The sequence below is a fragment of the Priestia sp. FW507-14D1A genome, assembly GCF_058781295.1.
The window spans coordinates 812,162-836,201 of sequence record NZ_JBYSWQ010000001.1 but is presented as its reverse complement, the minus strand read 5'-3'; the positions used below and the strand labels follow the sequence as shown (position 1 = coordinate 836,201).

At 39.6% G+C, this 24,040-nt stretch carries 21 protein-coding genes; all 21 read left to right on the top strand.

The window, feature by feature from the left end:
* Window positions 1-76: 76 nt before the first annotated feature.
* The 21 genes from truB to AC3WJG_RS04655 all read left to right on the top strand — a co-directional run bounded on the left by truB (window position 77) and on the right by AC3WJG_RS04655 (window position 23,993).
* Window positions 77-994, top strand: a complete 918-nt coding sequence (gene truB, locus AC3WJG_RS04755; protein ID WP_098331911.1) for a tRNA pseudouridine(55) synthase TruB — start codon at window positions 77-79, stop codon at window positions 992-994.
* A 28-nt stretch (window positions 995-1,022) separates the two neighbouring features.
* A complete protein-coding gene (ribF, locus tag AC3WJG_RS04750) occupies window positions 1,023-1,979 on the top strand; it encodes a bifunctional riboflavin kinase/FAD synthetase (RefSeq protein WP_060745988.1) in 957 nt (318 codons plus the stop codon).
* Window positions 1,980-2,128: 149 nt separating this feature from the next.
* Window positions 2,129-2,398: a 30S ribosomal protein S15 gene (gene rpsO / locus AC3WJG_RS04745; protein WP_013058831.1), complete on the top strand. Its 270-nt coding sequence runs from the start codon at window positions 2,129-2,131 to the stop codon at window positions 2,396-2,398.
* A gap of 168 nt (window positions 2,399-2,566) precedes the next feature.
* Window positions 2,567-4,693 carry a polyribonucleotide nucleotidyltransferase gene (gene pnp / locus AC3WJG_RS04740; RefSeq protein ID WP_028410844.1) on the top strand — a complete coding sequence of 709 codons (2,127 nt, stop codon included), beginning with the start codon at window positions 2,567-2,569 and terminating at the stop codon, window positions 4,691-4,693.
* Between the two features lie 142 nt (window positions 4,694-4,835).
* Window positions 4,836-5,816: a polysaccharide deacetylase family protein gene (locus AC3WJG_RS04735; protein ID WP_098331913.1), complete on the top strand. Its 981-nt coding sequence runs from the start codon at window positions 4,836-4,838 to the stop codon at window positions 5,814-5,816.
* Window positions 5,817-5,844: 28 nt separating this feature from the next.
* Window positions 5,845-7,089 carry a M16 family metallopeptidase gene (locus tag AC3WJG_RS04730; protein ID WP_028410845.1) on the top strand — a complete coding sequence of 415 codons (1,245 nt, stop codon included), beginning with the start codon at window positions 5,845-5,847 and terminating at the stop codon, window positions 7,087-7,089.
* Between the two features lie 98 nt (window positions 7,090-7,187).
* Complete coding sequence (locus AC3WJG_RS04725; protein ID WP_028410846.1) at window positions 7,188-7,454, top strand: YlmC/YmxH family sporulation protein; 267 nt, start codon at window positions 7,188-7,190, stop codon at window positions 7,452-7,454.
* 188 nt (window positions 7,455-7,642) lie between these two features.
* Window positions 7,643-8,542, top strand: coding sequence for a dipicolinic acid synthetase subunit A (dpaA, locus tag AC3WJG_RS04720; protein ID WP_102813782.1), 900 nt, complete (start codon window positions 7,643-7,645; stop codon window positions 8,540-8,542).
* Window positions 8,542-9,147 carry a dipicolinate synthase subunit B gene (locus AC3WJG_RS04715; protein WP_013058825.1) on the top strand — a complete coding sequence of 202 codons (606 nt, stop codon included), beginning with the start codon at window positions 8,542-8,544 and terminating at the stop codon, window positions 9,145-9,147. The genes dpaA and AC3WJG_RS04715 overlap by 1 nt, the downstream gene beginning before the upstream one ends.
* A gap of 191 nt (window positions 9,148-9,338) precedes the next feature.
* Window positions 9,339-10,382: an aspartate-semialdehyde dehydrogenase gene (asd, locus tag AC3WJG_RS04710; protein WP_013058824.1), complete on the top strand. Its 1,044-nt coding sequence runs from the start codon at window positions 9,339-9,341 to the stop codon at window positions 10,380-10,382.
* Between the two features lie 39 nt (window positions 10,383-10,421).
* Complete coding sequence (gene dapG, locus AC3WJG_RS04705; protein ID WP_013084757.1) at window positions 10,422-11,654, top strand: aspartate kinase; 1,233 nt, start codon at window positions 10,422-10,424, stop codon at window positions 11,652-11,654.
* Window positions 11,655-11,729: 75 nt separating this feature from the next.
* A complete protein-coding gene (dapA, locus tag AC3WJG_RS04700) occupies window positions 11,730-12,602 on the top strand; it encodes a 4-hydroxy-tetrahydrodipicolinate synthase (RefSeq protein ID WP_102813780.1) in 873 nt (290 codons plus the stop codon).
* 194 nt (window positions 12,603-12,796) lie between these two features.
* Window positions 12,797-14,464 (top strand): ribonuclease J, encoded by a 1,668-nt coding sequence (locus AC3WJG_RS04695; protein WP_102813779.1) that lies wholly within the window; start codon window positions 12,797-12,799, stop codon window positions 14,462-14,464.
* Between the two features lie 105 nt (window positions 14,465-14,569).
* Complete coding sequence (locus AC3WJG_RS04690; protein WP_013058820.1) at window positions 14,570-15,322, top strand: ClpP family protease; 753 nt, start codon at window positions 14,570-14,572, stop codon at window positions 15,320-15,322.
* Entirely contained in the window at window positions 15,319-15,528 is a 210-nt protein-coding gene (locus tag AC3WJG_RS04685) for a YlzJ-like family protein (protein WP_025750284.1), read from the top strand. Before AC3WJG_RS04690 ends, AC3WJG_RS04685 begins: the two co-directional genes overlap by 4 nt.
* Window positions 15,529-15,666: 138 nt before the next feature.
* A complete protein-coding gene (locus tag AC3WJG_RS04680; protein WP_098249191.1) occupies window positions 15,667-18,024 on the top strand; it encodes an FtsK/SpoIIIE family DNA translocase in 2,358 nt (785 codons plus the stop codon).
* 357 nt (window positions 18,025-18,381) lie between these two features.
* Window positions 18,382-19,107 carry a GntR family transcriptional regulator gene (locus AC3WJG_RS04675; RefSeq protein ID WP_102813778.1) on the top strand — a complete coding sequence of 242 codons (726 nt, stop codon included), beginning with the start codon at window positions 18,382-18,384 and terminating at the stop codon, window positions 19,105-19,107.
* Between the two features lie 134 nt (window positions 19,108-19,241).
* Window positions 19,242-20,330: a BMP family lipoprotein gene (locus AC3WJG_RS04670; RefSeq protein ID WP_013058816.1), complete on the top strand. Its 1,089-nt coding sequence runs from the start codon at window positions 19,242-19,244 to the stop codon at window positions 20,328-20,330.
* Window positions 20,331-20,449: 119 nt separating this feature from the next.
* A complete protein-coding gene (locus AC3WJG_RS04665; RefSeq protein ID WP_028410852.1) occupies window positions 20,450-21,979 on the top strand; it encodes an ABC transporter ATP-binding protein in 1,530 nt (509 codons plus the stop codon).
* Window positions 21,976-23,037, top strand: coding sequence for an ABC transporter permease (locus tag AC3WJG_RS04660; protein WP_014458483.1), 1,062 nt, complete (start codon window positions 21,976-21,978; stop codon window positions 23,035-23,037). Before AC3WJG_RS04665 ends, AC3WJG_RS04660 begins: the two co-directional genes overlap by 4 nt.
* Window positions 23,034-23,993 carry an ABC transporter permease gene (locus AC3WJG_RS04655; RefSeq protein ID WP_028410853.1) on the top strand — a complete coding sequence of 320 codons (960 nt, stop codon included), beginning with the start codon at window positions 23,034-23,036 and terminating at the stop codon, window positions 23,991-23,993. The genes AC3WJG_RS04660 and AC3WJG_RS04655 overlap by 4 nt, the downstream gene beginning before the upstream one ends.
* Window positions 23,994-24,040 lie beyond the last annotated feature (47 nt).

Below are 24,040 nucleotides of genomic sequence, written 5' to 3'. Positions count from 1 at the left end.
AACAAAAAAGGGTGTCTCAAAAGTGGTTTTTGCTTCTGAGACGCCCTTTTTTAAATGAAAAGGAGATGAAGAATGAGTGGACGGTGTTTTAGTTTTACATAAACCAGCTGGCCTGACTTCGCACGACTGTGTGTTTAAAGTCCGAAAGCTGCTTCGCACTAAAAAAGTAGGGCATACAGGCACATTAGACCCAGACGTTACAGGGGTATTGCCTATTTGTATCGGTAGAGCTACCAAAATTGTAGAGTATCTAACAGGAGCTACTAAAACTTATGAGGGAGAAGTTACACTCGGATTTTCTACAACAACAGAAGATTCTTCCGGAGAGATTGTAGAAGAAAAGAAAGTAGCGGATTCTTTTTCGCGTGCTCAAATCGAAGAAGTGCTGTCTTCGATGACAGGAGAACTTCAGCAAGTGCCTCCAATGTACTCCGCGGTAAAAGTCAAAGGTAAAAAGCTATATGAATATGCAAGGCAAGGAATCGAAGTAGAGCGCCCTGTTAGAACCATTCATATTTATAGCTTTGAACTGCTGGACGATCGCGCTACATTTGAGGGAGAACAAATTTCCTTCAAATTCCGCGTAACGTGCAGCAAAGGTACATATGTGCGAACGCTTGCTGTGATGATTGGAGAAGCTCTTGGCTATCCGTCTCATATGTCTTATTTGCAGCGAACGGGTTCAGGGCAGTTTTCACTAGAAGATTGTGTGACATTTGAAGATATTGAACGGGCGGTAGAAGAAGAAACGATTAATGAGAAACTGCATTCGATCGAAGAAGCTCTTAATCATTTGCCGAAACTTCAAATTAGTGATACATTAGCAGAGAAAGTGAAAAATGGCGCGGTATTGCCGTGCACAGAAGATGAAGAGTTAAAAAAGGAACCATTCTTTTTAATGATAAATTCTGCAGGCAAGTGCTTAGCAATTTATGCTCAGCACCCAACGAAAAAACATTTAATGAAGCCGGTTAAAGTGTTGGCAATCGACTAGACCGGTTAGGGAAAAGGTGAACTGTGTTTTGGAAACGATTGAAATTCGACATCCACACCACTTTCAACGAGAAGCTGTTCAACAATCAGTGTTAGCGCTTGGTTATTTTGATGGTGTGCATTTAGGGCATCAGCAAGTGATAAATTCAGCAAAACGGTTAGCCGATGAAAAAGGCATAGCTAGTGCTGTGATGACGTTTACTCCTCACCCTTCTGTGGTGCTCGGGCGCAACGTGCAGCACATTGATATGATCACACCACTTCAAGAAAAAAAGAAACTCATTGAGGAAATGGGAATTGACTTTTTATATATCGTTCATTTTGATAAACAGTTTGCAGCACTATTGCCTCAAGAGTTTGTGGATCAGTATATTATTGGCCTGAATGTGCAGCATGTGGTAGCTGGATTTGACTATACGTATGGAAAGTTAGGTAAAGGAACAATGGAAATACTACCATTTCATTCTCGATCAAAATTCACTCAAACAACAATTGATAAGTTAACAAATGGCGAAGAAAAAATTAGTTCAACGCTTATTCGCGAAAATTTAGCAAATGGAGACATGCATCGAGTAAAAGAGCTGCTTGGGCGCTATTATGAAGTGTCAGGCACAGTAACTCACGGAGAAAAGCGAGGCAGGCAAATAGGTTTTCCAACTGCTAACATCGCCTTAGACGATGAGTATTTACTTCCGCGCATCGGCGTGTATGCTGTTGAGCTTCAGCTCCACGGCAAGTGGTATGCAGGAGTATGCAACGTGGGCTATAAGCCGACTTTTCACGAAAATTTAGAAAAGCCAACAATCGAAGTGCACTTATTATCATTTGACGAACAAATCTACGATCAGCACGTAACGGTGAAATGGCACCGAATGATTCGGTCAGAAAAAAAGTTCAGCGGCATCGAAGAGCTTGTCGGTCAGATCTCAAAGGACAAGGAAGAAGCCCTTGCTTATTTTGAAGGAATTCAAAAGCATAAGAAATAAAAAAATATATATAAATAGCTGCTACGACTTGCTTTTTGCTTCAATAAGTAGTAACATAACACTTGTATGTAAAACAACCATTGCTTGGCATTACGATTCACCAACGTTTTGCTCGGTAACTGGGGTTTAATAATAAGGAGGTGAATAGGATGGCTATCACACAAGAGCGTAAAAATGAAATCATTAGTGAGTACAAAACTCATGCGAACGACACTGGTTCTCCAGAAGTTCAAATCGCTGTCCTAACAGAGCAAATTAACAATCTAAACGGTCACTTACGTACTCATAAAAAGGATCACCATTCACGTCGTGGTCTTTTAAAAATGGTAGGTCGACGTCGTAACTTACTTAACTACCTACGTAACAAAGACGTTACTCGTTATCGTGAGTTAATCAACAAACTTGGTTTACGTCGATAATAAGAAGAAAGCGGGAGCATTCCCGCTTTTTTAGTATGTACATTTAAGAAACATTAAAGATGCTACATAATGTGAAAAAAGCTATTGTTTTTGGATATTTCGTTTATAATAAAACTATCACATTTGATTACATACATATTTTATATGTAGAGAGGGGTACTCGTCGATATGGAACAAGAAAAACGAGTGTTCTCCGTAGATCTAGCTGGACGAAAGCTAGAAGTTGAAGTTGGCCAGTTGGCAAAACAAGCAAATGGCGCAGCATTAATCCGCTATGGAGACACAGTTGTATTAAGTACAGCAACGGCTTCAAAAGAGCCTAAAAATGTAGATTTCTTCCCGTTAACAGTAAACTATGAAGAGCGTTTATATGCAGTCGGTAAAATCCCAGGTGGATTCATTAAGCGTGAAGGCAGACCAAGTGAAAAAGCAATCTTGGCTAGCCGTTTAATCGACCGTCCGATTCGTCCTTTATTCGCAGATGGTTTCCGAAACGAAGTTCAAGTTGTCAGCGTTGTAATGAGCGTAGATCAAAACTGTTCTTCAGAAATCGCGGCAATGTTCGGTTCTTCATTAGCATTATCAGTATCTGATATTCCATTTGAAGGTCCTATTGCAGGCGTAATCGTAGGCCGTGTAGACAATGAATTTGTTGTAAACCCAACGGTAGATGAGCTTGAAAAAAGCGATATTCATCTGACGGTTGCTGGTACAAAAGACGCGATCAACATGGTTGAAGCAGGCGCTGATGAAGTACCGGAAGAAGTAATGCTAGAAGCAATTATGTTTGGACACGAGCAAATTAAAAAATTAATTGCGTTCCAAGAAGAAATTGTAGCAGCAGTAGGCAAAGAAAAAGTAGAAGTTGCGCTTTATACTGTGGATGCTGACCTTGAGCGTCAAGTTCGCGAAATTGCAGAAGGTGACATGAACCGTGCGGTTCAAGTTCAAGAAAAGCATGCGCGCGAAAATGCGATTAAAGAAGTGAAAAGCGCCGTAGCTGCAAAATTTGAAGAGCAAGATGTAGAAGAAGAAGTACTAAATCAAGTGAATGAAATTTTATCAAAGCTTGTTAAAAGTGAAGTGCGTCGCTTGATCACAGAAGAAAAAGTGCGTCCTGATGGCCGTAGTATTGACGAAATTCGTCCACTTTCTTCTGAAACAAACTTGCTTCCTCGTACACACGGATCTGGATTATTTACGCGTGGACAAACTCAAGCGCTTAGCATCTGTACATTAGGTGCACTGGGCGATGTGCAAATTTTAGATGGTTTAAGTGTAGAAGAATCTAAACGCTTCATGCATCACTATAACTTCCCTTCATTTAGTGTTGGTGAAACTAGACCGATGCGCGGACCGGGTCGTCGTGAAATTGGACATGGTGCGCTAGGTGAACGTGCACTTGAGCCTGTTATTCCAAATGAAAAAGATTTCCCTTATACAATTCGTCTTGTATCTGAAGTATTAGAGTCAAACGGTTCTACTTCACAAGCGAGTATTTGTGCAAGTACGCTTGCAATGATGGATGCTGGGGTTCCAATTAAAGCACCTGTAGCAGGGATTGCCATGGGTCTGATCAAATCAGGTGAACACTATTCGATTCTAACGGACATTCAAGGAATGGAAGATCACCTAGGAGATATGGACTTTAAAGTAGCAGGTACGGAAAATGGCGTAACTGCGCTTCAAATGGATATTAAAATTGACGGGTTATCTCGTGAAATTTTAGACGAAGCCCTTCAACAAGCAAAAAAAGGCCGTATGCAGATCTTAAATCATATGATGTCAACGATTGCTACGCCTCGTCAAGAGCTTTCTCAATATGCGCCTAAGATCCTTACAATGGCGATTAACCCTGATAAAATTCGTGATGTTATTGGACCAAGCGGCAAGCAAATCAATAAAATCATCGAAGAAACAGGCGTTAAAATTGATATCGAACAAGATGGTACAATCTTCATTTCTTCTATTGATCAGCCAATGAATGAAAAAGCGAAGAAAATTATTGAAGATCTTGTACGCGAAGTTGAAGTCGGCCAAATGTACTTAGGAAAAGTAAAACGAATTGAAAAATTCGGTGCATTTGTAGAAATCTTCAGCGGAAAAGATGGGCTTGTTCATATTTCAGAGCTTGCAGAAGAGCGTATTGGAAAAGTGGAAGACGTTGTAGCGATTGGTGACGAGCTTTTAGTTAAGGTTATGGAAATTGATAAACAAGGCCGCGTTAACTTATCTCGTAAAGCAATTTTAAAAGAACAAAAAGAAAAAGAAGAAAAAGCAAAAGAAACAAAATAATCTTCTTTTACTACTATATAGATATTGTGAAATCGTCCATACATGAAGAAAATCCATGTGTAGGGCGATTTTATCGTTTGTAGATGTTTGTTCTACCTTGTCCTCTTTATACATATTTTAAATGGTAAAGGGGGAAGGATAAGTGAAGAGAACCATTGTGCAATTTACAGCATTTCTATTTTTACTGGCAATTACATATAAATCTATTTATAATCCTTTTGCTGAAGCATATATAGAAGCACTTAAATCCGATGTACAACTTGTATCAGCTCAGCATGATGCGTTATATCAAAAGATTGAAGAAAAAGCAAAAGATTTTGAAAAGCCGGCAGCGAATGCACGAATCGATCCCGTATGGAAACGGGTTCCTGGCTATAACGGCATAAAAGTTGATCTTGCTGCTTCTTATAAAAATATGAAACCTGCGGGTAAATTTGATGAAAAAAAACTAGTGTACAAACAGGTTAGACCAAAGGTTCACTTGAAGGATTTACCACAGGAACCTATCTACCGTGGACACGATGAAAAGCCTATGGTATCGTTTACAGTGAACGTAGCATGGGGGAACGAGTATTTGCCTAAAATGTTAGAAGTGCTAAAAAAGCACCATGCTAAAGCAACTTTCTTTTTAGAAGGAAAATGGGTTAAAAATAATCCAGATATGGCAAAAATGATTGTAGACGCAGGGCATGAAGTAGGAAACCACTCTTATTCTCATCCTGATATGGCCACTTTATCGGCTAGTCAAATCAATCAGCAGCTTAAAAAAACGAATGATATTATTACGTCTACTACGGGACAAAAAGTAAAATGGTTTGCTCCGCCGAGCGGCAGTTTTCGCCCCGAAGTAGTAACGCTTGCTTCTCAGTTAAAAATGAGTACCATCATGTGGACAGTTGATACAATCGATTGGCAAAAGCCAAGTTCAGAAGTGTTAATTAATCGAGTAATGAAAAAGATTCACCCAGGGGCTATTGTACTGATGCACCCGACTGAATCAACGGCCGAATCGCTTGACCAATTGTTAACCGATATTGAACGCAAAGGCCTGAAAGTTAGCGATGTGTCAACAATGCTAGATGAAGAACGAATGATGAAAATACCTTCTTCTACTAAGAAGTAAGTGAGATAAGCAAAAGGGAGGCACTAGCTTGATAAAACGATATACGTGCAAAAATGGTGTAAGAATTGTATTGGAAAATATCCCAACTGTTCGATCCGTGGCCATTGGGGTTTGGATCGGAACGGGTTCTCGAAGTGAACACCCTGAAATTAATGGTGTATCACATTTTCTTGAACATATGTTTTTTAAAGGAACAAAAACAAGATCTGCTCGTGAAATTGCAGAAAGCTTCGACCGCATTGGGGGACAAGTAAATGCATTCACTTCTAAAGAATACACGTGCTACTATGCAAAAGTATTAGACGAACACGCAGATCAAGCACTAGATGTGCTGGCAGATATGTTCTTTAATTCTTCATTTGATGAAGAGGAATTAGCTCGTGAAAAAAATGTTGTATATGAAGAAATTAAAATGTATGAAGATACACCTGATGATATTGTACACGATTTATTAGGCAAAGCCGTATATGGCAATCATCCATTAGGCTATCCAATTTTAGGAACGGAAGATACGTTAAAAACATTTAACGGTGATTCGCTTCGTCAGTATATGGAGCAAATGTATATTCCCGAAAACATTGTTATTTCAGTAGCTGGAAACATTGATGAAAGTTTTATTCAGCAGGTGGAAAACTATTTTGGTACATATACGTCAAGTCATTCCGCTCATCAATATGTTCAGCCAGAGTTTCATACAAATCATATTGCGCGCAAAAAGGAAACAGAACAAGCTCATCTTTGCCTTGGCTTTAAAGGTTTGCCAATCGGCGGAGAAGATGTATATAGCTTAATTGTATTAAATAACGTGCTTGGCGGAAGTATGAGCAGTCGTTTGTTCCAAGAAGTCCGCGAACAGCGCGGCTTGGCTTATTCTGTTTTCTCTTATCATTCTTCTTATCGAGACAGCGGTCTTGTCACGATTTATGGGGGGACGGGAAGCCATCAGCTCGACGTATTATATGATACGGTTCAAGAAACGCTTTATGATCTGAAAGACAAAGGGATTACAGATAAAGAACTTTCTAACAGCAAAGAGCAGCTGAAAGGAAACTTAATGCTGAGCCTTGAAAGTACAAATAGCCGTATGAGCAGAAACGGAAAAAATGAGTTAATGCTAGGCTATCACCGTTCATTAGATGAGATTCTAGACCTTGTTAATGCCGTGACTAAAGATAGTGTAAATGGTCTTGCACGAGATATTTTCAAAGATGAATTTGCTCTTTCGCTAATAAGCCCGAGTGGAGATTTACCTAAAGGTTTTAAAGGAAAGTAAACAGTAAAAGTAAGGTTGGCTAAAATAATTGAGCCAGCCTTATTTTTTTGTCATTTTTTGTATGGTTGTTCAATAAATTAGATGAAAGGAGGGATTCTATGAGATTAAGCGAACTGAGTGGAAAAGAAATTGTAGATGTTAAGCGAGCAGAACGTTTGGGTATTTTAGGGCAAACGGATCTTGAAATTAATGAACATACGGGACAAATTAATGCGCTGATTATTCCATCTGTGAAGTGGTTTGGGTTTCGAAAGCAAGGAGATGAAGTGCGAGTGCCGTGGGGAAATATCGAAAAAATTGGTACAGATATGGTGATTGTAAATGTCCAGCAGCTAGAAGACATAAACAATGAGTCAACAAAATAAGAAACGAGATGCTTCCTGCATCTCGTTTCTTTTATTTTCAGGGATAAAGATTCACCGATTCCTGTGTGTTTACATAGTATGTTGAAGAAAAGCAATAGGCATTCTAGGGCGTAATGATAGCACTTTACATCTCGATGGTTTAAGCGAAAGATACATCTATTTAATGTTAAAGAAGGTGAAAATGAAACATGTTAACGGATTTGCACATAGCTGTAATTGGCGGTGATGCTAGGCAGCTTGAAGTCATTCGAAAATTAATTCAATTAGATGCAAAAACCTCTCTTATTGGTTTTGATCAGCTAGATCATGGTTTTACAGGTGCGACGAAATATCAGATAGAGGAGCTGGATTTTTCAGATGTTGACGCCATCATCCTTCCAGTGCCTGGAACAAATCACGAAGGGCAAGTAGATACTATTTTTTCAAATGAAAAAGTAGTGCTGACTGAAGAAATACTTAAAAAAACGCCTGAGCACTGCATTATTTATTCTGGTATTAGCAATGGGTATTTAAACGAATTAGTCAAAACGACAAACCGTAAACTCGTTCAGCTATTTGAGCGTGATGATGTAGCAATTTATAACTCTATTCCTACTGTTGAAGGTACCATCATGCTTGTTATTCAACATACGGATTTTACCATTCACGGTTCAAATATTTCTGTCCTAGGTTTAGGAAGAGTAGGAATGAGCGTGGCGAGGTCCTTTGCTGCACTCGGTGCCAATGTAAAAGTAGGAGCTAGAAAATCTGAACATTTAGCACGTATTGCTGAAATGGGTTTGCAACCTTTCTATCTTTCTGAACTCGATAAAGAAATTGCTGATAGTGATATATGTATTAACACCATTCCATACCCCATCTTAACGGCTAAGACATTATCTAATGTCCCGACCCATGCACTCATTATTGATTTAGCTTCAAAGCCTGGAGGAACCGATTTCCGCTATGCGGAAAAACGAGGAATTAAAGCTATTTTAGCACCAGGTCTTCCAGGAATTGTGGCTCCAAAAACAGCAGGTCAGATTGTCGCTAATGTATTAGTGAATTTATTAAAAGAAGCTGCGGATGCGAGAGAGGAGAAAAAATAATGTCATTAAAAGGTAAAAGAATAGGGTTCGGCTTGACCGGGTCTCACTGTACGTATGATGCGGTTATGCCGGAAATTGAAAAGCTTGTTAATTTGGGAGCAGAAGTGTTACCGGTCGTTTCTTACACTGTACAATCCACAAATACTCGTTTTGGAGATGGAGAAGACTGGGTGAAGAAAATTGAGGAATTAACGGGTCACGCCGTCATCAATACAATTGTAAAAGCAGAGCCTTTAGGACCAAAGATTCCGCTTGATTGTATGGTGGTTGCCCCAATCACTGGGAATACGATGAGTAAGTTTGCAAATGCAATGACTGAATCTCCGGTACTCATGGCAGCTAAAGCAACGCTTCGTAATAATAAGCCGGTGGTACTGGGAATTTCGACTAATGACGCACTAGGGCTAAATGGTGTAAACTTAATGAGGCTAATGGCGACTAAAAATATTTATTTTATTCCATTTGGTCAAGATGACCCGGTGCTTAAGCCGAATTCAATGGTAGCGCGTATGACGATGTTATCAGACACGGTGTACGCAGCGCTTGAAGATAAACAGATTCAGCCTGTTATTGTCGAAAGGTTCCGCGACGGTCAAGAGTCATAGGACATATATGCCTCTTGCTGTTGCATGAATCTATTCAATACTGCGGCTGTAAGAGAACTCTCAATCTCAAAGAAGAGAAGATTTTAAAAATCTTCTCTTCTTTGACGCAATGAAGCATAATAATATGTTAAAATAGTCAGTATATGCAGATAAATGTTGAGTAGTTGAAAATTGTTGGAGGCGGTATTAAAATGACAAGAGAATTACATGTAGCAGTAGTAGGAGCAACAGGTGCAGTAGGACAACAAATGATTAAAACCCTACAGGAGCGTAATTTTCCAGTTGGTAAATTAACGTTATTATCTTCAGCTCGTTCAGCTGGTAAAAAAGTGTTGTTTAACGGAGAAGAAGTTGTTGTGCAAGAAGCAACTCCTGATAGCTTTGAAGGCGTAGATATTGCTTTATTCAGTGCAGGCGGGAGTATTTCAAAAGCACTTGCACCAGAGGCAGTAAAACGCGGAGCAATCGTTGTAGACAACACAAGCGCTTATCGAATGGATGAAAATGTCCCGTTAGTTGTGCCGGAAGTGAATGAAGACGCATTACACGCACATAACGGAATCATTGCTAATCCAAACTGCTCCACAATTCAAATGGTTGCAGCATTACAGCCGTTGCGTGAAACATATGGCTTATCTAAAGTACTAGTATCAACGTATCAAGCCGTTTCTGGAGCAGGCGCTGCTGCAATTAATGAATTAAAAGAACAAGCTAAAGCTATTTTAGAAGAAAAAGAGTTTACACCGGAAATTTTACCGGTTGGTGGAGATAAAAAACATTATCAAATTGCTTTTAATGCCATTCCGCAAATTGATAAATTTCAAGATAACGGTTTTACATTTGAAGAAATGAAAATGATTAATGAAACGAAGAAAATTATGAGCATGCCTGAATTGCCAGTAGCTGCTACTTGTGTTCGTCTACCGGTTGTAACAGGTCATTCAGAGTCAGTGTACATTGAAATTGAAAAAGACGGTGTAACGGTAGCTGATGTGAAAAATTTATTGGCTGATGCACCTGGTATCGTATTGCAAGATGATCCAGAAAATCAAGTATATCCAATGCCAGCAGATTGTGTAGGTAAACGAGATGTGTTTGTCGGCCGTATTCGTAAAGATTTAGATCGCGATAACGGTTTCCATATGTGGATCGTTTCTGATAACTTGTTAAAAGGTGCAGCTTGGAATTCTGTACAAATTGCAGAATCACTTATTAAGCTTAGCTTAGTAAAATAAGCGCAACCAGAGTGTCTCGGAACATGATGAGGTGTAAGTATGAAAATAATCGTCCAAAAATTTGGAGGAACTTCCGTTCGTAACGAAGAAGGAAGAGCGAGAGCAATCTATCATTTAAATAATGCATTAAGTGAGGGTTACAAAGTAGTCGTTGTTGTATCGGCAATGGGACGAAAAGGTGAGCCGTATGCAACGGATACATTGCTTTCACTTGTTGATGGAAATAAAGCGTCTCTTAATAAACGTGAGCTTGATATGCTTATGGCATGCGGAGAATTAATTTCATCGGTTGTGTTTACGAATTTATTAAACGAAAATGGTATTAAAGCTACAGCGTTAAACGGTGCACAGGCCGGGTTTGTGACGAATGATGATTTTACCAATGCCAAGATACTAGAAATGAAATGCGATCGTTTGTTAAAAGAATTAGAAGAATATGATGTCGTTGTTGTAACAGGCTTTCAAGGCGCAACTACTGAAGGTGATACAACAACGCTTGGACGCGGAGGCAGCGATACATCTGCTTCAGCTTTAGGTGCAGCCCTTATGGCTGATTACATTGACATTTTCACAGATGTAGAAGGTGTGATGACAGCGGACCCGCGTATTGTAGAAGATGCAAGACCGCTATCCGTTGTCACATATAACGAAATATGCAACATGGCTTATCAAGGTGCAAAAGTAGTTCACCCACGTGCCGTAGAAATTGCCATGCAAGCAAAAGTACCGATGCGCGTCCGTTCCACGTATGCTGATTCAACAGGTACGCTTGTTACATCTCAAGGTGAAGCACAGCAGCGTGGAAGCGATGTACAAGAACGCCTTGTAACAGGCATCGCGCACGTATCCAACGTCACTCAAATTAAAGTTTTTAGTAAAGAAGGCCATTATGATACGCAAGCAGAAGTATTCAAAGCAATGGCACAAGAAAAAATCAGCGTAGATTTTATCAATATTTCACCGAAGGGTGTTGTATATACGGTAACAGATGAAGCAACTGACAAAGCGATTGATGTGCTTCATGCGCTGGGGTATGAGCCGGCTGTTATTCGCAACTGTGCCAAAGTGTCAACGGTTGGAGCAGGAATTGCAGGGGTGCCTGGTGTTACATCTAAAATTGTTACAGCCCTTTCTGGCGAAGGTATTCAGATTTTACAATCTGCTGACAGCCATACGACGATTTGGGTGCTTGTAAAAGAAGAGGATTTAAAGAAAGCCGTTAATGCTCTTCATGGTGCCTTTGACTTGTCAAAAGCACCGCAAAAGAGATAAACTACATGTTCCGTTAGCTATAAGCTAACGGTTCATTACATGAATAGGGATAATGCAATTTCAAGGAGTGAAAACATGATTGATTTTGGGAAAGTCGCAACAGCGATGGTAACGCCTTTTGATCATAAAGGAAATATTGATTTTGAAAAAACAACGCAGCTTATTAACTATTTAATCAGCAACGGTTCGGATGCGTTGGTTATTGCAGGAACAACGGGTGAATCTCCTACGCTTTCAACAGAAGAAAAGCTGGCGCTGTTCCGCCACTCAGTAAAGGTAGTAGATGGCCGTGTACCTGTTGTGGCTGGTACAGGAAGCAACAATACGTATGCATCAATTGAATTAACAAAAAAGGCAGAAGAAATCGGCGTAGATGCGATTATGATTGTAGCACCTTATTACAACAAGCCGAATCAGGATGGCTTATATCAGCATTTTAAAACAATTGCTGAAAGTACAGAGCTGCCTGTCATGTTATACAATATTCCAGGGCGATCTGTGATCAATATGTCTGTTGATACAATTGTACGCCTAGCTGAACTGCCAAATGTTGTAGCGTTAAAAGATGCAAGCGGAGATCTTGACGCAATGACAGCTATTATCGCACAAACAAGCGATGATTTTGCTTTATACAGCGGTGATGATGGTTTAACACTACCGGTACTAGCAGTTGGAGGAACTGGTATTATTTCTGTTGCCTCTCACGTTATTGGGAATGAAATGCAAGAGATGGTTAAGCTGTATGAGTCGGGAAATCCGAAGGAAGCAGCAAAAATTCATCAGCGTATTGTACCTGTTATGAAATCTCTTTTTGCGGCTCCAAGTCCAACGCCTGTTAAAACAGCTTTACAGCTAAAAGGGTTAGACGTAGGATCGGTACGATTACCTTTAGTTCCGTTAACGGAAGAAGAACGCCAAACGTTAGTCAGCACATTAAATACGCTATAAGCTATAAGTATGTTTTTTAAACGTCTCTTCATTGACCGTATATACGAGTCGATGAAGAGACGTTTTTTTCTTATAAGATAATAGAAGAGCAGATGACGGAAATAGACGAATGAAATTTCTTGTATTCCAATTCTTACTTCAGTTATAATGTAAGCAAATGAAATTGAACGGGTGAAAGTAAGTAGGAGGAGCTTATGGTACTAGAAAAGACAGAAAATATTAAAATTTCAGCCTTGGGTGGAGTCGGAGAACTTGGAAAAAACATGTATGTGGTGGAAATCAATGAAAACATATATGTGTTAGATGCAGGATCAAAGTTTCCGGGAGGGGAAATGTTAGGAATTGATATTGTCATTCCGGACATTACATATTTAGTAGAAAATCAGCAGAACGTAAAAGGCATATTTGTTACTCATGGACACGAAGAACAAATTGGCGCTATTCCCTTTATACTTCAAAAATTGGATGTGCCTGTATATGGTACAGAATTAACGCTAGCACTTATCAAAGAAAAGTTAAAAGAATATGGAATTAAAAAATATGAAGCTTTACATCCTATCACTTCGTCAACGGTTTTATCGTTTGAAGGAGTAGATATTTCATTTTTCAGAACGCAGCACAGCATCCAAGATTCAGTCGGTATTTGTTTACAAACAAATCAAGGTGCGATTGTATATACAGGTGATTTTAAATTTGATCAAAATTCAGTCAGCATTCAAAGCGCTGATATTGGAAAAATGGCTGCCATTGGGGAACAAGGCGTTCTGTGTTTGCTTTCAGACAGTACAAATGCGGATAAGCCGGGCTATACAGTTTCCGAAGCGGTTATCGGACAAAATATTACCGACGCTTTTTATAAAAGCAAAGGTCGAATCATTGTGGCTGCATACAGTTCCAATCTGCACCGCATTCAGCAAATCATTCATGCCGCATATCAGCATGGCCGCAATCTGATCGTTATGGAAAAAAGTATGCTGAAAATCATTGATATTGCAGCAAAACTTGGACATTTGCAGCTGCCTGAGGATTTAATTGTTCCTGTGCAAAAGCTAAAAGATCTTTCAGAACATGAAACGGTTATTTTAACAACAGGTCATCACGGAGAGCCGATTTTAGGTCTTACTCGAATGGCTAAACAGTCCCATAAATTTATTCAAATCAAACAAGATGATACGGTCCTGCTGGCTGCTACACCTGTGGCGGGGCACGAAACGACCTTTTCAAAAACAATTGACGTCATCTTTCGTTTAGGAGCAAGCGTAGTGTTTGCTCAGAAGAAAGTGCAGGCTTCCGGACACGGCAGTCAAGAAGAATTAAAATTTATGATTAACTTAACAAAGCCGAAATATGTCATGCCTGTGAATGGAGAGTATCGAAAACAAAAAGCTTATGCAAAGCTGGCCGGTCAATTAGGAATATCAGAAGATCATATTTGTTTGCTTGAAAAAGGTGAGCGAGTTGAGTTTAAAGATGCTCGCATGTACCCTAGCGGTTCTATTCAAGCAGGAAATACACTTATTGATGGACTAGGCGTCGGTGATATTGGAAATATCGTTCTGAGAGACCGCAGGCTGCTGTCACAGGACGGAATCTTAACGGTAGTAGTTACGATTAATAAACGCCAAAAAACGGTAGTAGCGGGGCCAGAAATCATCTCCCGCGGATTCGTCTATGTAAGAGAATCAGAAAAGCTTTTAGAAGAAGCAACGAAGATTGTTCAGCAAATTTTAGAAAAGTGTATGGAAGACAAAGTGATCGAGTGGTCTTCATTAAAATTAAAAATGAGAGAAAGTTTAAATCAATTTCTATATGAAAAAACCCGTCGTAAACCGATGATTTTACCGATTATTATGGAAATCTAATGTGAAGCCTTCCCGCTGGGAAGGCTTTTTATTTGCAGCTGATGCGGATGTAATAACTATGAGAAGTTCATACTACTACTATCAATAAGTGAAAGGAGCTAGAATATGTTTGAAAATAACGAAAGATTACATTCTGATGAAGCGCCTCAGCAGCCTAATAAAAATGAAGAAAGCAAGGGCGGGATATTAGATAAAATTCAACAATTAGGACAGACCAACGTGGCTCAGCTTCCTCAGGATTCTAATATTCACTGTTTAACGATTGTAGGACAAATAGAAGGGCACATGCAGCTGCCTCCTCAAAACAAAACGACAAAATATGAGCATGTCATCCCGCAAATTGTGGCGATCGAACAAAATCCAAAAATTGAAGGATTGCTTATTATTTTGAATACAGTAGGTGGAGATGTAGAAGCGGGTCTTGCAATTGCTGAAATGATTGCTTCGTTATCCAAGCCTTCTGTGTCCATTGTGTTAGGAGGCGGACATTCAATCGGTGTTCCAATTGCGGTTTCAACTGATTATTCGTATATTGCCGGTACAGCGACCATGACCATTCACCCTATTCGCTTAACAGGTCTTGTTATTGGTGTACCGCAAACATTTGAATACTTAGATAAAATGCAAGAGCGCGTGATTAACTTTGTGAGAGAACACTCTCATATTTCAGAAGAAAAGTTTAAAGAACTAATGTTTTCAAAAGGGAACTTAACGCGTGATATCGGGACAAATGTAGTTGGCGGAGATGCTGTTTCATACGGGTTAATTAACGAAGTAGGCGGAGTTGCTCAAGCGATCAAAAAGTTGAATGAACTGATTGAGCAAGGACGTCAGAATGAGGAGCAGCTGCTGCAATGATTTTGTATACAATGATGCCGCAAGAACTAATCTTTCAGCAGTCTTATCAACAAGAACAATCTCAGCCAAAGCTTATTAGCCATAATGGAATCCCGGTTATTGTTGAAGAAAATGAACAAAAGCAACAGCAAATTGTGAGGATTTTAAGCACGAATCCTCAAGATTATTTGAATGAAAATTATTATCCTGGTCAAATTTTGTCGTAAGGATTTCAGTATAATTATGGTGAATATGGTATAATGAATATGACGAAGAAGGCAGCCGCTGTATTGGCTGCTTTTTTATTCAACTGATAAAAGAAACAAAATCAACATAGAGCGTTGGACGTTGATTGGAGTGGAAAAATGGCAAAGAAAAAACGAAGAGGTCAAATAAAAAAGGATGAATGGAAACGCATATTGCGCTTTGAGCTTATTGGCTTATTTTTATTAGCATTAACGTTAATTGCCATGGCAGGACTTGGTGCTGTAGGACAGGCCCTTGTACTAGTGGTCCGCTTATTTATTGGCGAATGGTATATGCTGTGTTTAATCGGAATGGCTATTCTATCTGTTTATATTATTTGGAAAAGGGAAATGCCTCCTTTAGTGACGCGGCAGCTTATCGGTACATATCTCATTATTTTATCTATTTTACTGTTTAGTCATGTTACGTTATTTGAAAATTTATCAAAAAACGGAACGTTTACAGATCCGTCTGTCATTATGAACACGTGGGATTTGTATATGCTCGAAGCAACGGGCCAATCGAATCACAGTGATTTAGGCGGAGGGATGATAGGAGCTATTATGTTTGCCATGTTCTACTATCTATTTGATAGCTTAGGAACAGAACTTATCGCTGCCTTGCTTATTGTGATTGGAGTACTGCTTATTACCGGACGTTCGCTTCACGAAACGGTATTAAAACTTTTGTCACCTCTAGTGAATTTTTTAACAACGGAGTTAAAAGAAGGCTGGCAAGATATTCAGACGTGGAAACATAAAAAGAAAAAAGCTCCCAAAACAACAAAAAAGAGACGCCAAGAAAAAGCTGTTCAAGAGCCTGAAGAAAGCATGGACATAGAAGTAGAAGCACCTTCGCCTCCAATTATTGAACACTTTGACTACGGAGAGGAAGAGTCTAGTCAACCTCCTGCTGCTCCTATAGCTCCGGTGCCGCCGGTTGTGGAATCGAAGCCTGTAGCTGCTGCACCGCAACAGCCAAGGCCGCAAAAGGAACAGGAAGAAGAAAAAGCTCCTATGATTACATTTACTGAAACGGAAAATAAAGAGTATGAGCTTCCTCCTATCAAGCTATTAACGATGCCAAAGAAAAGCAACCAGGCAAAAGAGCATAAAAACATTTATAAAAATGCCGAAAAACTTGAAAAAACGTTTCAAAGCTTCGGCGTAAAAGCAAAAGTGGCAAAAGTTCACCTTGGACCAGCTGTTACAAAATATGAAGTATATCCTGATGTAGGAGTAAAAGTAAGTAAGATTGTTAATTTAAGTGATGATCTAGCACTTGCATTAGCTGCCAAAGATATTCGGATTGAAGCTCCAATTCCCGGGAAATCAGCGGTAGGAATTGAAGTGCCGAATGAAGAAGTAGCGATGGTTTCACTTAGAGAAGTACTTGAAGCAACTGAAAATAACCGACCGGATAAAAAGCTATTAGTTGGTTTAGGAAGAGATATTTCAGGTGAAGCTGTGCTAGCAGAGCTTAATAAAATGCCTCATATGCTTGTAGCAGGGGCAACCGGAAGCGGAAAAAGTGTATGTATCAACGGTATTATTATTAGTATTTTAATGAGGACAAAGCCTCATGAAGTAAAATTAATGATGATTGACCCTAAAATGGTTGAGCTCAATATGTACAATGGTATTCCGCATTTATTGGCTCCTGTTGTAACGGATCCGAAAAAAGCTTCTCAAGCCTTAAAGAAAGTTGTAAATGAAATGGAGCGACGTTATGAGCTGTTTTCACACAGCGGAACGAGAAACATTGAAGGATATAACGATTTAGTAAAACGTATGAATGACGATGGAGACGCCGATGCAAAACAGCCGACTCTTCCTTATATTGTGGTGATTGTCGATGAGTTGGCTGACTTGATGATGGTTGCTTCATCTGATGTAGAAGATTCGATCACACGTCTTGCTCAAATGGCTCGTGCTGCCGGCATTCATTTGATTATTGCTACACAGCGACCATCAGTAGATGTTATTACGGGAGTTATTAAAGCTAACATTCCTTCCCGAATCGCTTTTAGTGTATCTTCACAAACTGACTCTCGTACGATCTTAGATATGGGAGGAGCTGAAAAGCTTCTAGGAAGAGGAGATATGCTGTTCATGCCTGTTGGAGCTTCAAAACCTGTGCGTGTGCAAGGTGCCTTTTTATCAGATGAAGAAGTAGAAGAGATTGTTGATTTTGTAATTGCACAGCAAAAAGCGCAGTATCAAGAAGAAATGATTCCAACCGATGCTCCTGAACAAGTTGATGATTTTGCAGATGAGCTATATGACGAAGCGGTACAGCTTGTAGCAGAAATGCAAACAGCTTCTGTTTCTATGCTGCAGCGACGCTTTCGAATTGGCTATAACCGGGCTGCGCGCTTAATCGATGCAATGGAAGAGCGTGGAGTGGTGGGACCTTATGAAGGAAGTAAGCCGCGTTCCGTCCTGATTTCTCAGCAGAATGAGGATGTTGGATCTTAATAATGTTACTAGAAAAGATGACTTGCATATGTGCAAGTCATCTTTTTTATGAAACGACAGAGAGGAAGAATAGTATCATACAAAAATATGTCATGCTAAATAAATGAAATAAAAACGAATATTAAAAAATTTAATGACTAAAATGTTTGGTTTTTATCTAATATTAGAAGAAAAGCAGGTTGTTAGGTATGCTGACATTAAAAAATAACAAAAATTCATTTTTTTTAAAAAATATTAAAAATTTTAATAAAAAATTAATATAACCTATTTATTTATCTGTCGAAAAATGATATATTATTTTCGATTAAGTAGTCGAACATCAGAGGTCTGATGACTTTTTAATATGGAGGAAGAGTGATGTCTATACGTGCGGATAATCGGCACTTGTATTTACAAGTGATTGATAAAATTAAACAAAATATAGAAAAAGGAATTTTTAAAGAAAAGGAAAGGCTCCCTTCAGAGTTTGATTTATCAAAGCAGCTAGGGGTTAGCCGCGCAACGCTACGTGAGGCACTTCGCATATTAGAAGAAGAGAATATTATTGTTCGCAGACACGGCGTGGGAACATTTGTCAACACGAAACCTACTTTTTTGTCAGGGATTGAGCAACTAAATAGTATAACACATATGATTGAACAAGCCGGTATGAAGGCTGGAACAATCTTCTTATCTTCTCAAATACAAGAGTTGTCTGAAAATGATTTAACACGTTTTGCATGCGGGGAAGACGAACAAATTTTATTTGTTGAACGGGTGAGAACGGCAAACGGAGAGCCGGTTGTATATTGCATGGACAAGGTTCCTCAAAGAATATTGCCTGAAAATTTTGAATATAAACAAGAGTCTTTGCTAGAAATTCTTGAAAAACAAGCAGGAAAGCACATTGCATACGCCGTGGCAAACATTGAGCCTCTAGGCTATCATGAAAAAGTTTCTCCTATTTTACAATGCGAGCCAGAAACCGCGTTGCTTGTACTGAAACAAATGCATTATGACCAGCATGATGACCCCATTTTATATTCCATCAATTATTTTAAAGCAGATCAATTTAGTTTCCAAGTACTGCGTAAACGCGTCTAGTTTTTTTTGTGGTTAAATGTCAGAAAATTTCCAACTGTTTAACATTGTCCTTTTAAGGAGGTGTCAAATGTAGGTCACAAGGACGAAATAGAAAATTGGCTTTATACTTTTAAAACTATTCAGGGGGTTAAAACATGTTAAAACGTAAAACGGGACTTGCATTATCACTAGTATTAGCGGCAGGAACACTTTTAAGTGCGTGTGGCTCAGACGACGCAGGTAAGAGCGGCGGAGATAAAAAAGCGGCAGATTTTAAAGTGGGAATGGTAACAGATACGGGCGGGGTAGACGATAAATCGTTTAACCAATCTGCTTGGGAAGGTCTGACAAAGTTTGGGAAAGATAACGGACTTGATGAAGGGACTGGATATAAGTATTTGCAGTCTACAAAAGCGTCTGAATACGAGAGCAATCTTTCTAAATTTGCTGAGAGTGGCTACAACTTGACGTATGGAATTGGCTTTTTGTTAAAAGAAGATATTAAAAAAGCAGCAAAGCAGTATCCAGACGCTAACTTTGCATTAGTAGACGATACGCTAAAGTCAGAGAACTTAGATAACGTGGCAAGCATTCTATTTAAAGAAGAGCAAGGCTCTTTCTTAGTAGGTGTAGTAGCAGCTAAACAAACGAAAACGAACAAAATCGGCTTTATCGGAGGTGTTGAATCTCCATTAATCAAGAAGTTTGAAAACGGATTTAAAGCAGGTGTTAAATCTGTAAACCCAGATGCTGAAGTTATCTCTCAATACGCAGAAAGTTTTAACTCTCCAGAAAAAGGTTCAGCTATTGCTTCTACTATTTACAGCAAAGGAGCCGATATTATTTATCAAGCGGCTGGCGGTACTGGAAACGGCGTATTTACAGAAGCTAAAAACCGTTCAAAAGGCGGTAAAGATAAAAAGGTTTGGGTAATTGGAGTTGACCGCGATCAGCATGAAGAAGGTATGCCTGAAAACGTAACGTTAACGTCGATGGTTAAACGCGTTGACTTGGCTGTAGAAGATGTTGCAAAAAAAGCAATGGACGATAAATTCCCAGGTGGTAAAGAAGTTGTGTTTGGCTTAAAAGAAGACGGAGTAGGAATTGCCCCATCACAAGATAATGTAAGTAAAGATGCGTTAAAAGCAGTTGATGAGTATAAGCAAAAGATTCTAGACGGTGACATTACAGTGCCTCAAACGGATAAAGAATTTAAAGAGTTTGAAAAAACGCTAAAAAAATAAGCTGACGTCTGTTAAGCAATGATTATATGAGTATAAAAGGCTAGTGAAAACTAGCCTTTTTCATAGCCAAAAAACCGAAGACAGAATCCTGTAGCAGGCAGGAATAGGGAGTGAAAGCAGTGGAATATGTTATTGAAATGCTAGATATTCGCAAAGAGTTTCCCGGTATTGTCGCTAATGACAATATTACACTCCAAGTGAAAAAGGGAGAAATTCATGCTTTGTTAGGGGAAAATGGTGCAGGTAAGTCAACGCTGATGAACGTTTTATTTGGACTTTATCAGCCTGAAAAAGGGCAGATTCGTGTAAACGGCCAAGAAGTCAAAATCACGGACCCTAACGTAGCGAACGACTTAGGAATTGGGATGGTTCATCAGCACTTCATGCTTGTTCAAAACTTTACAGTAACAGAAAATATTATTCTTGGGAACGAACCGACGCGAACGGGGAAAATCAACATTAAAAAAGCAGCTCAAGATATTCAAGAGCTTTCAAATCAATATGGATTATCGGTAGATCCATATGCGAAGATTCAAGATATCTCAGTTGGCATGCAGCAGCGAGTGGAAATTTTAAAAACGCTTTACAGAGGAGCCGATATTCTTATTTTTGATGAACCTACTGCCGCCTTAACACCTCAAGAAATTACGGAATTAATTCAAATTATGAAAAAGTTAATTCAAGAAGGAAAGTCAATTATTTTAATTACGCATAAATTAAAAGAAATTATGTCAGTGTGCGACCGCTGTACAATTATTCGAAAAGGTGTGGGAGTTGGCACGGTAAATGTGCAAGAAACGAACCCTGATGAACTTGCCGCTTTAATGGTAGGAAGAGAAGTTCATTTTAAAACTGAAAAGAAAACAGCGACTCCAAAAGAAGCTGTGTTAACAATAAAAGAATTAGTAGTAGAAGACAGCCGAGGAGTAGAGGCTGTAAGTTCACTTAATCTAAGCGTTCGAGCAGGCGAAATTGTAGGCATCGCGGGTGTAGATGGAAATGGTCAAACAGAGCTGATTGAGGCAATTACGGGTCTGAGAAAAATAAAGTCGGGTTCGATCACATTAAAAAATCAAGAGCTGTCTACGTTATCCACTCGTAAAATTACGGAGTCAGGAGTAGGACATATTCCGCAGGATCGCCATAAGCACGGACTGGTATTAGATTATACAATTGGTGAAAATATCGGTCTTCAAACGTATTATCAAAAGCCGATGTCTAAATCAGGTATTTTGAATTATAAAGAGCTGTATAAAAAAGCAAAAGAGTTAATTGCAGAATATGATGTGCGAACGCCTAGTGAATATACGCAAGCGCGGTCGCTATCGGGCGGAAATCAGCAAAAAGCCATTATTGCCCGTGAAGTAGACCGCAGTCCGGAACTATTAATTGCAGCTCAGCCAACGAGGGGGCTTGATGTAGGAGCCATTGAATTTATTCATAAAAAGCTGATTGAAGAACGAGATAAAGGACGGGCAGTGCTGCTCGTTTCGCTAGAACTAGATGAAGTAATGAATCTAAGCGATCGCATTGCGGTTATTTATGAAGGGGAAATAGTCGACATTGTAGATCCAAAAGAAACCAATGAACAAGAGTTAGGATTATTAATGGCAGGCGGTACGCGTGAGAAAGCGGGTGGAACAGCATGAATAAACTTGTGAAAAATGAACGTGTAATGATGATTTTGATTCCTGTTGTATCGGCCATATTAGGACTCATTGCCGGAGCGGTTATTATGTTACTAGGCGGCTATGATCCGATGCTTGGCTATCAATCTCTTTTTGACGGGATGTTTGGAACGCCAAAAGCCATTGGAGAAACGATTCGTGCCATGACTCCTCTTGCTCTGGCTGGTATTGCGGTTGCGTTTGCTTATAAAACCGGTCTCTTTAACATTGGAGTAGAAGGACAGCTTTTAGTTGGCTGGTTGGCTTCAGTATGGGTTGGGTATGCGTTTGATTTACCAGCAGTCATTCATATTCCTTTAGCTGTATTAGCAGCAGCTGCAGCTGGAGCAGTTTGGGCGTTTATTCCAGGGTTTTTAAAAGCAAAATTTCATGTTCATGAAGTAATTGTTTCCATCATGATGAACTATATTGCCCTTTATACAACGAGCAGCTTAATCCGTACGTATTTATACGCGGGTAATGAAAAATCGTATGATATTAAAGAATCGGCATCTTTAGCATCAAGCTTTTTAGCACAGTTAACCAATAACTCTCGCCTTCATTACGGCATTCTTATTACCATCGCTGCAGCCGTCGTAATGTGGTTTATTTTGAATAAAACAGCTAAGGGCTTCGAGCTAAGAGCTGTTGGTTTTAATCAACATGCTTCACAGTATGCAGGAATGAATGTAGGCCGAAACATTGTGTTATCCATGGCGATTTCAGGCGCTTTTGCCGGGCTTGCCGGGGCAATGGAAGGGCTTGGAACATTTCAGTATATGGGTACATTCACTGCGTTTACAGGTACGGGATTTGACGGTATCGCCGTAGCCCTTTTAGGAGCTAACAGTGCAATTGGAATTTTATTAGCTTCATTCTTTTTCGGAGGATTGCAAACTGCGGCTCCTCAAATGAACTTTATGACAGGCGTACCGTCTGAATTAATTCAAATTGTCATTGCGCTTATTATCTTTTTTGTTGCATCTAGTTATTTAATTCGCTGGGTGCTTGGCCGTGCAGGCAAGGGGGGAGCAAAATGAACTTCTTAGAGGTGTTAGCCATTATTATTCCAGCGGCGCTTTATTCAGCTGCACCGCTGATCTTTACCGCGCTCGGAGGGATATTTAGTGAACGTTCCGGGGTCGTGAACATCGGATTAGAAGGGCTGATGATGTTTGGCGCGTTCACAGGTATTGTTTCAACCCTTTTACTTCAGGATTCATTAGGTGCTTGGGCCCCGTGGGTAGCGATAGTAATTGCGGCTGTTGTTTGCGCTGTGTTCTCGCTGATTCATGCTGTTGCAAGTATTACATTAAAAGCAGATCAAACTGTAAGCGGGGTAGCGCTGAATTTTCTAGCTGCGGGTCTTTCAATCTTTTTAATCAAAAAGATTTTTGGGAAAGGACAAACAGATTTTATCCAATTCCGTATCGATAAAGTAAGTATTCCAGGTCTATCAGACATTCCAGTAATCGGTAAAATTCTGTTTTCGAATGTTCCTATTACGTCTTATATTGCAATTGTGCTAGCTTTTGCTGTATGGTACATCATTTATAAAACGCCGTTTGGTCTTCGTCTTCGTTCAGTTGGTGAACACCCAATGGCAGCAGACACAATGGGGATCAAAGTTGTGAGAATGCGTTACGTTGGGGTTATGATTTCTGGCATGTTCGCTGGAATCGGCGGAGCCGTGTATGCTACGTCTATCGCTACAAACTTTGCAGCAGGAACGATTGCTGGACAAGGGTTCCTTGCTATTGCAGCTATGATTTTTGGGAAATGGCATCCTATTGGTGCTTTAGGTGCAGCCATGTTTTTCGGATTAGCACAGTCTTTGAGTATCACGGGAGCTCAGATTCCGGTTATTCAAGATATCCCATCCGTCCTTTTAACTATTGCACCGTACGTATTAACAATCTTAGCACTTACTGGTTTTGTAGGACGTGCTGAGGCTCCTAAAGCGCTAGGCGTTCCTTACGAAAAAGGCCGCCGCTAATAAATCCACTATATAAGGTCTAACAATGACTAAAGTTGGATAAATAT

Bases quoted from the DNA above. Each gene is read 5' to 3' on its own strand.
- dpaA (WP_102813782.1), top strand. From the start codon at position 7,643: ATGTTAACGGATTTGCACATAGCTGTAATTGGCGGTGATGCTAGGCAG.
- AC3WJG_RS04715 (WP_013058825.1), top strand. From the start codon at position 8,542: ATGTCATTAAAAGGTAAAAGAATAGGGTTCGGCTTGACCGGGTCTCAC.
- AC3WJG_RS04675 (WP_102813778.1), top strand. From the start codon at position 18,382: ATGTCTATACGTGCGGATAATCGGCACTTGTATTTACAAGTGATTGAT.
- rpsO (WP_013058831.1), top strand. From the start codon at position 2,129: ATGGCTATCACACAAGAGCGTAAAAATGAAATCATTAGTGAGTACAAA.
- AC3WJG_RS04655 (WP_028410853.1), top strand. From the start codon at position 23,034: ATGAACTTCTTAGAGGTGTTAGCCATTATTATTCCAGCGGCGCTTTAT.
- pnp (WP_028410844.1), top strand. From the start codon at position 2,567: ATGGAACAAGAAAAACGAGTGTTCTCCGTAGATCTAGCTGGACGAAAG.
- dapA (WP_102813780.1), top strand. From the start codon at position 11,730: ATGATTGATTTTGGGAAAGTCGCAACAGCGATGGTAACGCCTTTTGAT.
- AC3WJG_RS04695 (WP_102813779.1), top strand. From the start codon at position 12,797: ATGGTACTAGAAAAGACAGAAAATATTAAAATTTCAGCCTTGGGTGGA.
- AC3WJG_RS04725 (WP_028410846.1), top strand. From the start codon at position 7,188: ATGAGATTAAGCGAACTGAGTGGAAAAGAAATTGTAGATGTTAAGCGA.
- AC3WJG_RS04685 (WP_025750284.1), top strand. From the start codon at position 15,319: ATGATTTTGTATACAATGATGCCGCAAGAACTAATCTTTCAGCAGTCT.
- AC3WJG_RS04690 (WP_013058820.1), top strand. From the start codon at position 14,570: ATGTTTGAAAATAACGAAAGATTACATTCTGATGAAGCGCCTCAGCAG.
- AC3WJG_RS04670 (WP_013058816.1), top strand. From the start codon at position 19,242: ATGTTAAAACGTAAAACGGGACTTGCATTATCACTAGTATTAGCGGCA.
- asd (WP_013058824.1), top strand. From the start codon at position 9,339: ATGACAAGAGAATTACATGTAGCAGTAGTAGGAGCAACAGGTGCAGTA.
- AC3WJG_RS04680 (WP_098249191.1), top strand. From the start codon at position 15,667: ATGGCAAAGAAAAAACGAAGAGGTCAAATAAAAAAGGATGAATGGAAA.
- AC3WJG_RS04660 (WP_014458483.1), top strand. From the start codon at position 21,976: ATGAATAAACTTGTGAAAAATGAACGTGTAATGATGATTTTGATTCCT.
- dapG (WP_013084757.1), top strand. From the start codon at position 10,422: ATGAAAATAATCGTCCAAAAATTTGGAGGAACTTCCGTTCGTAACGAA.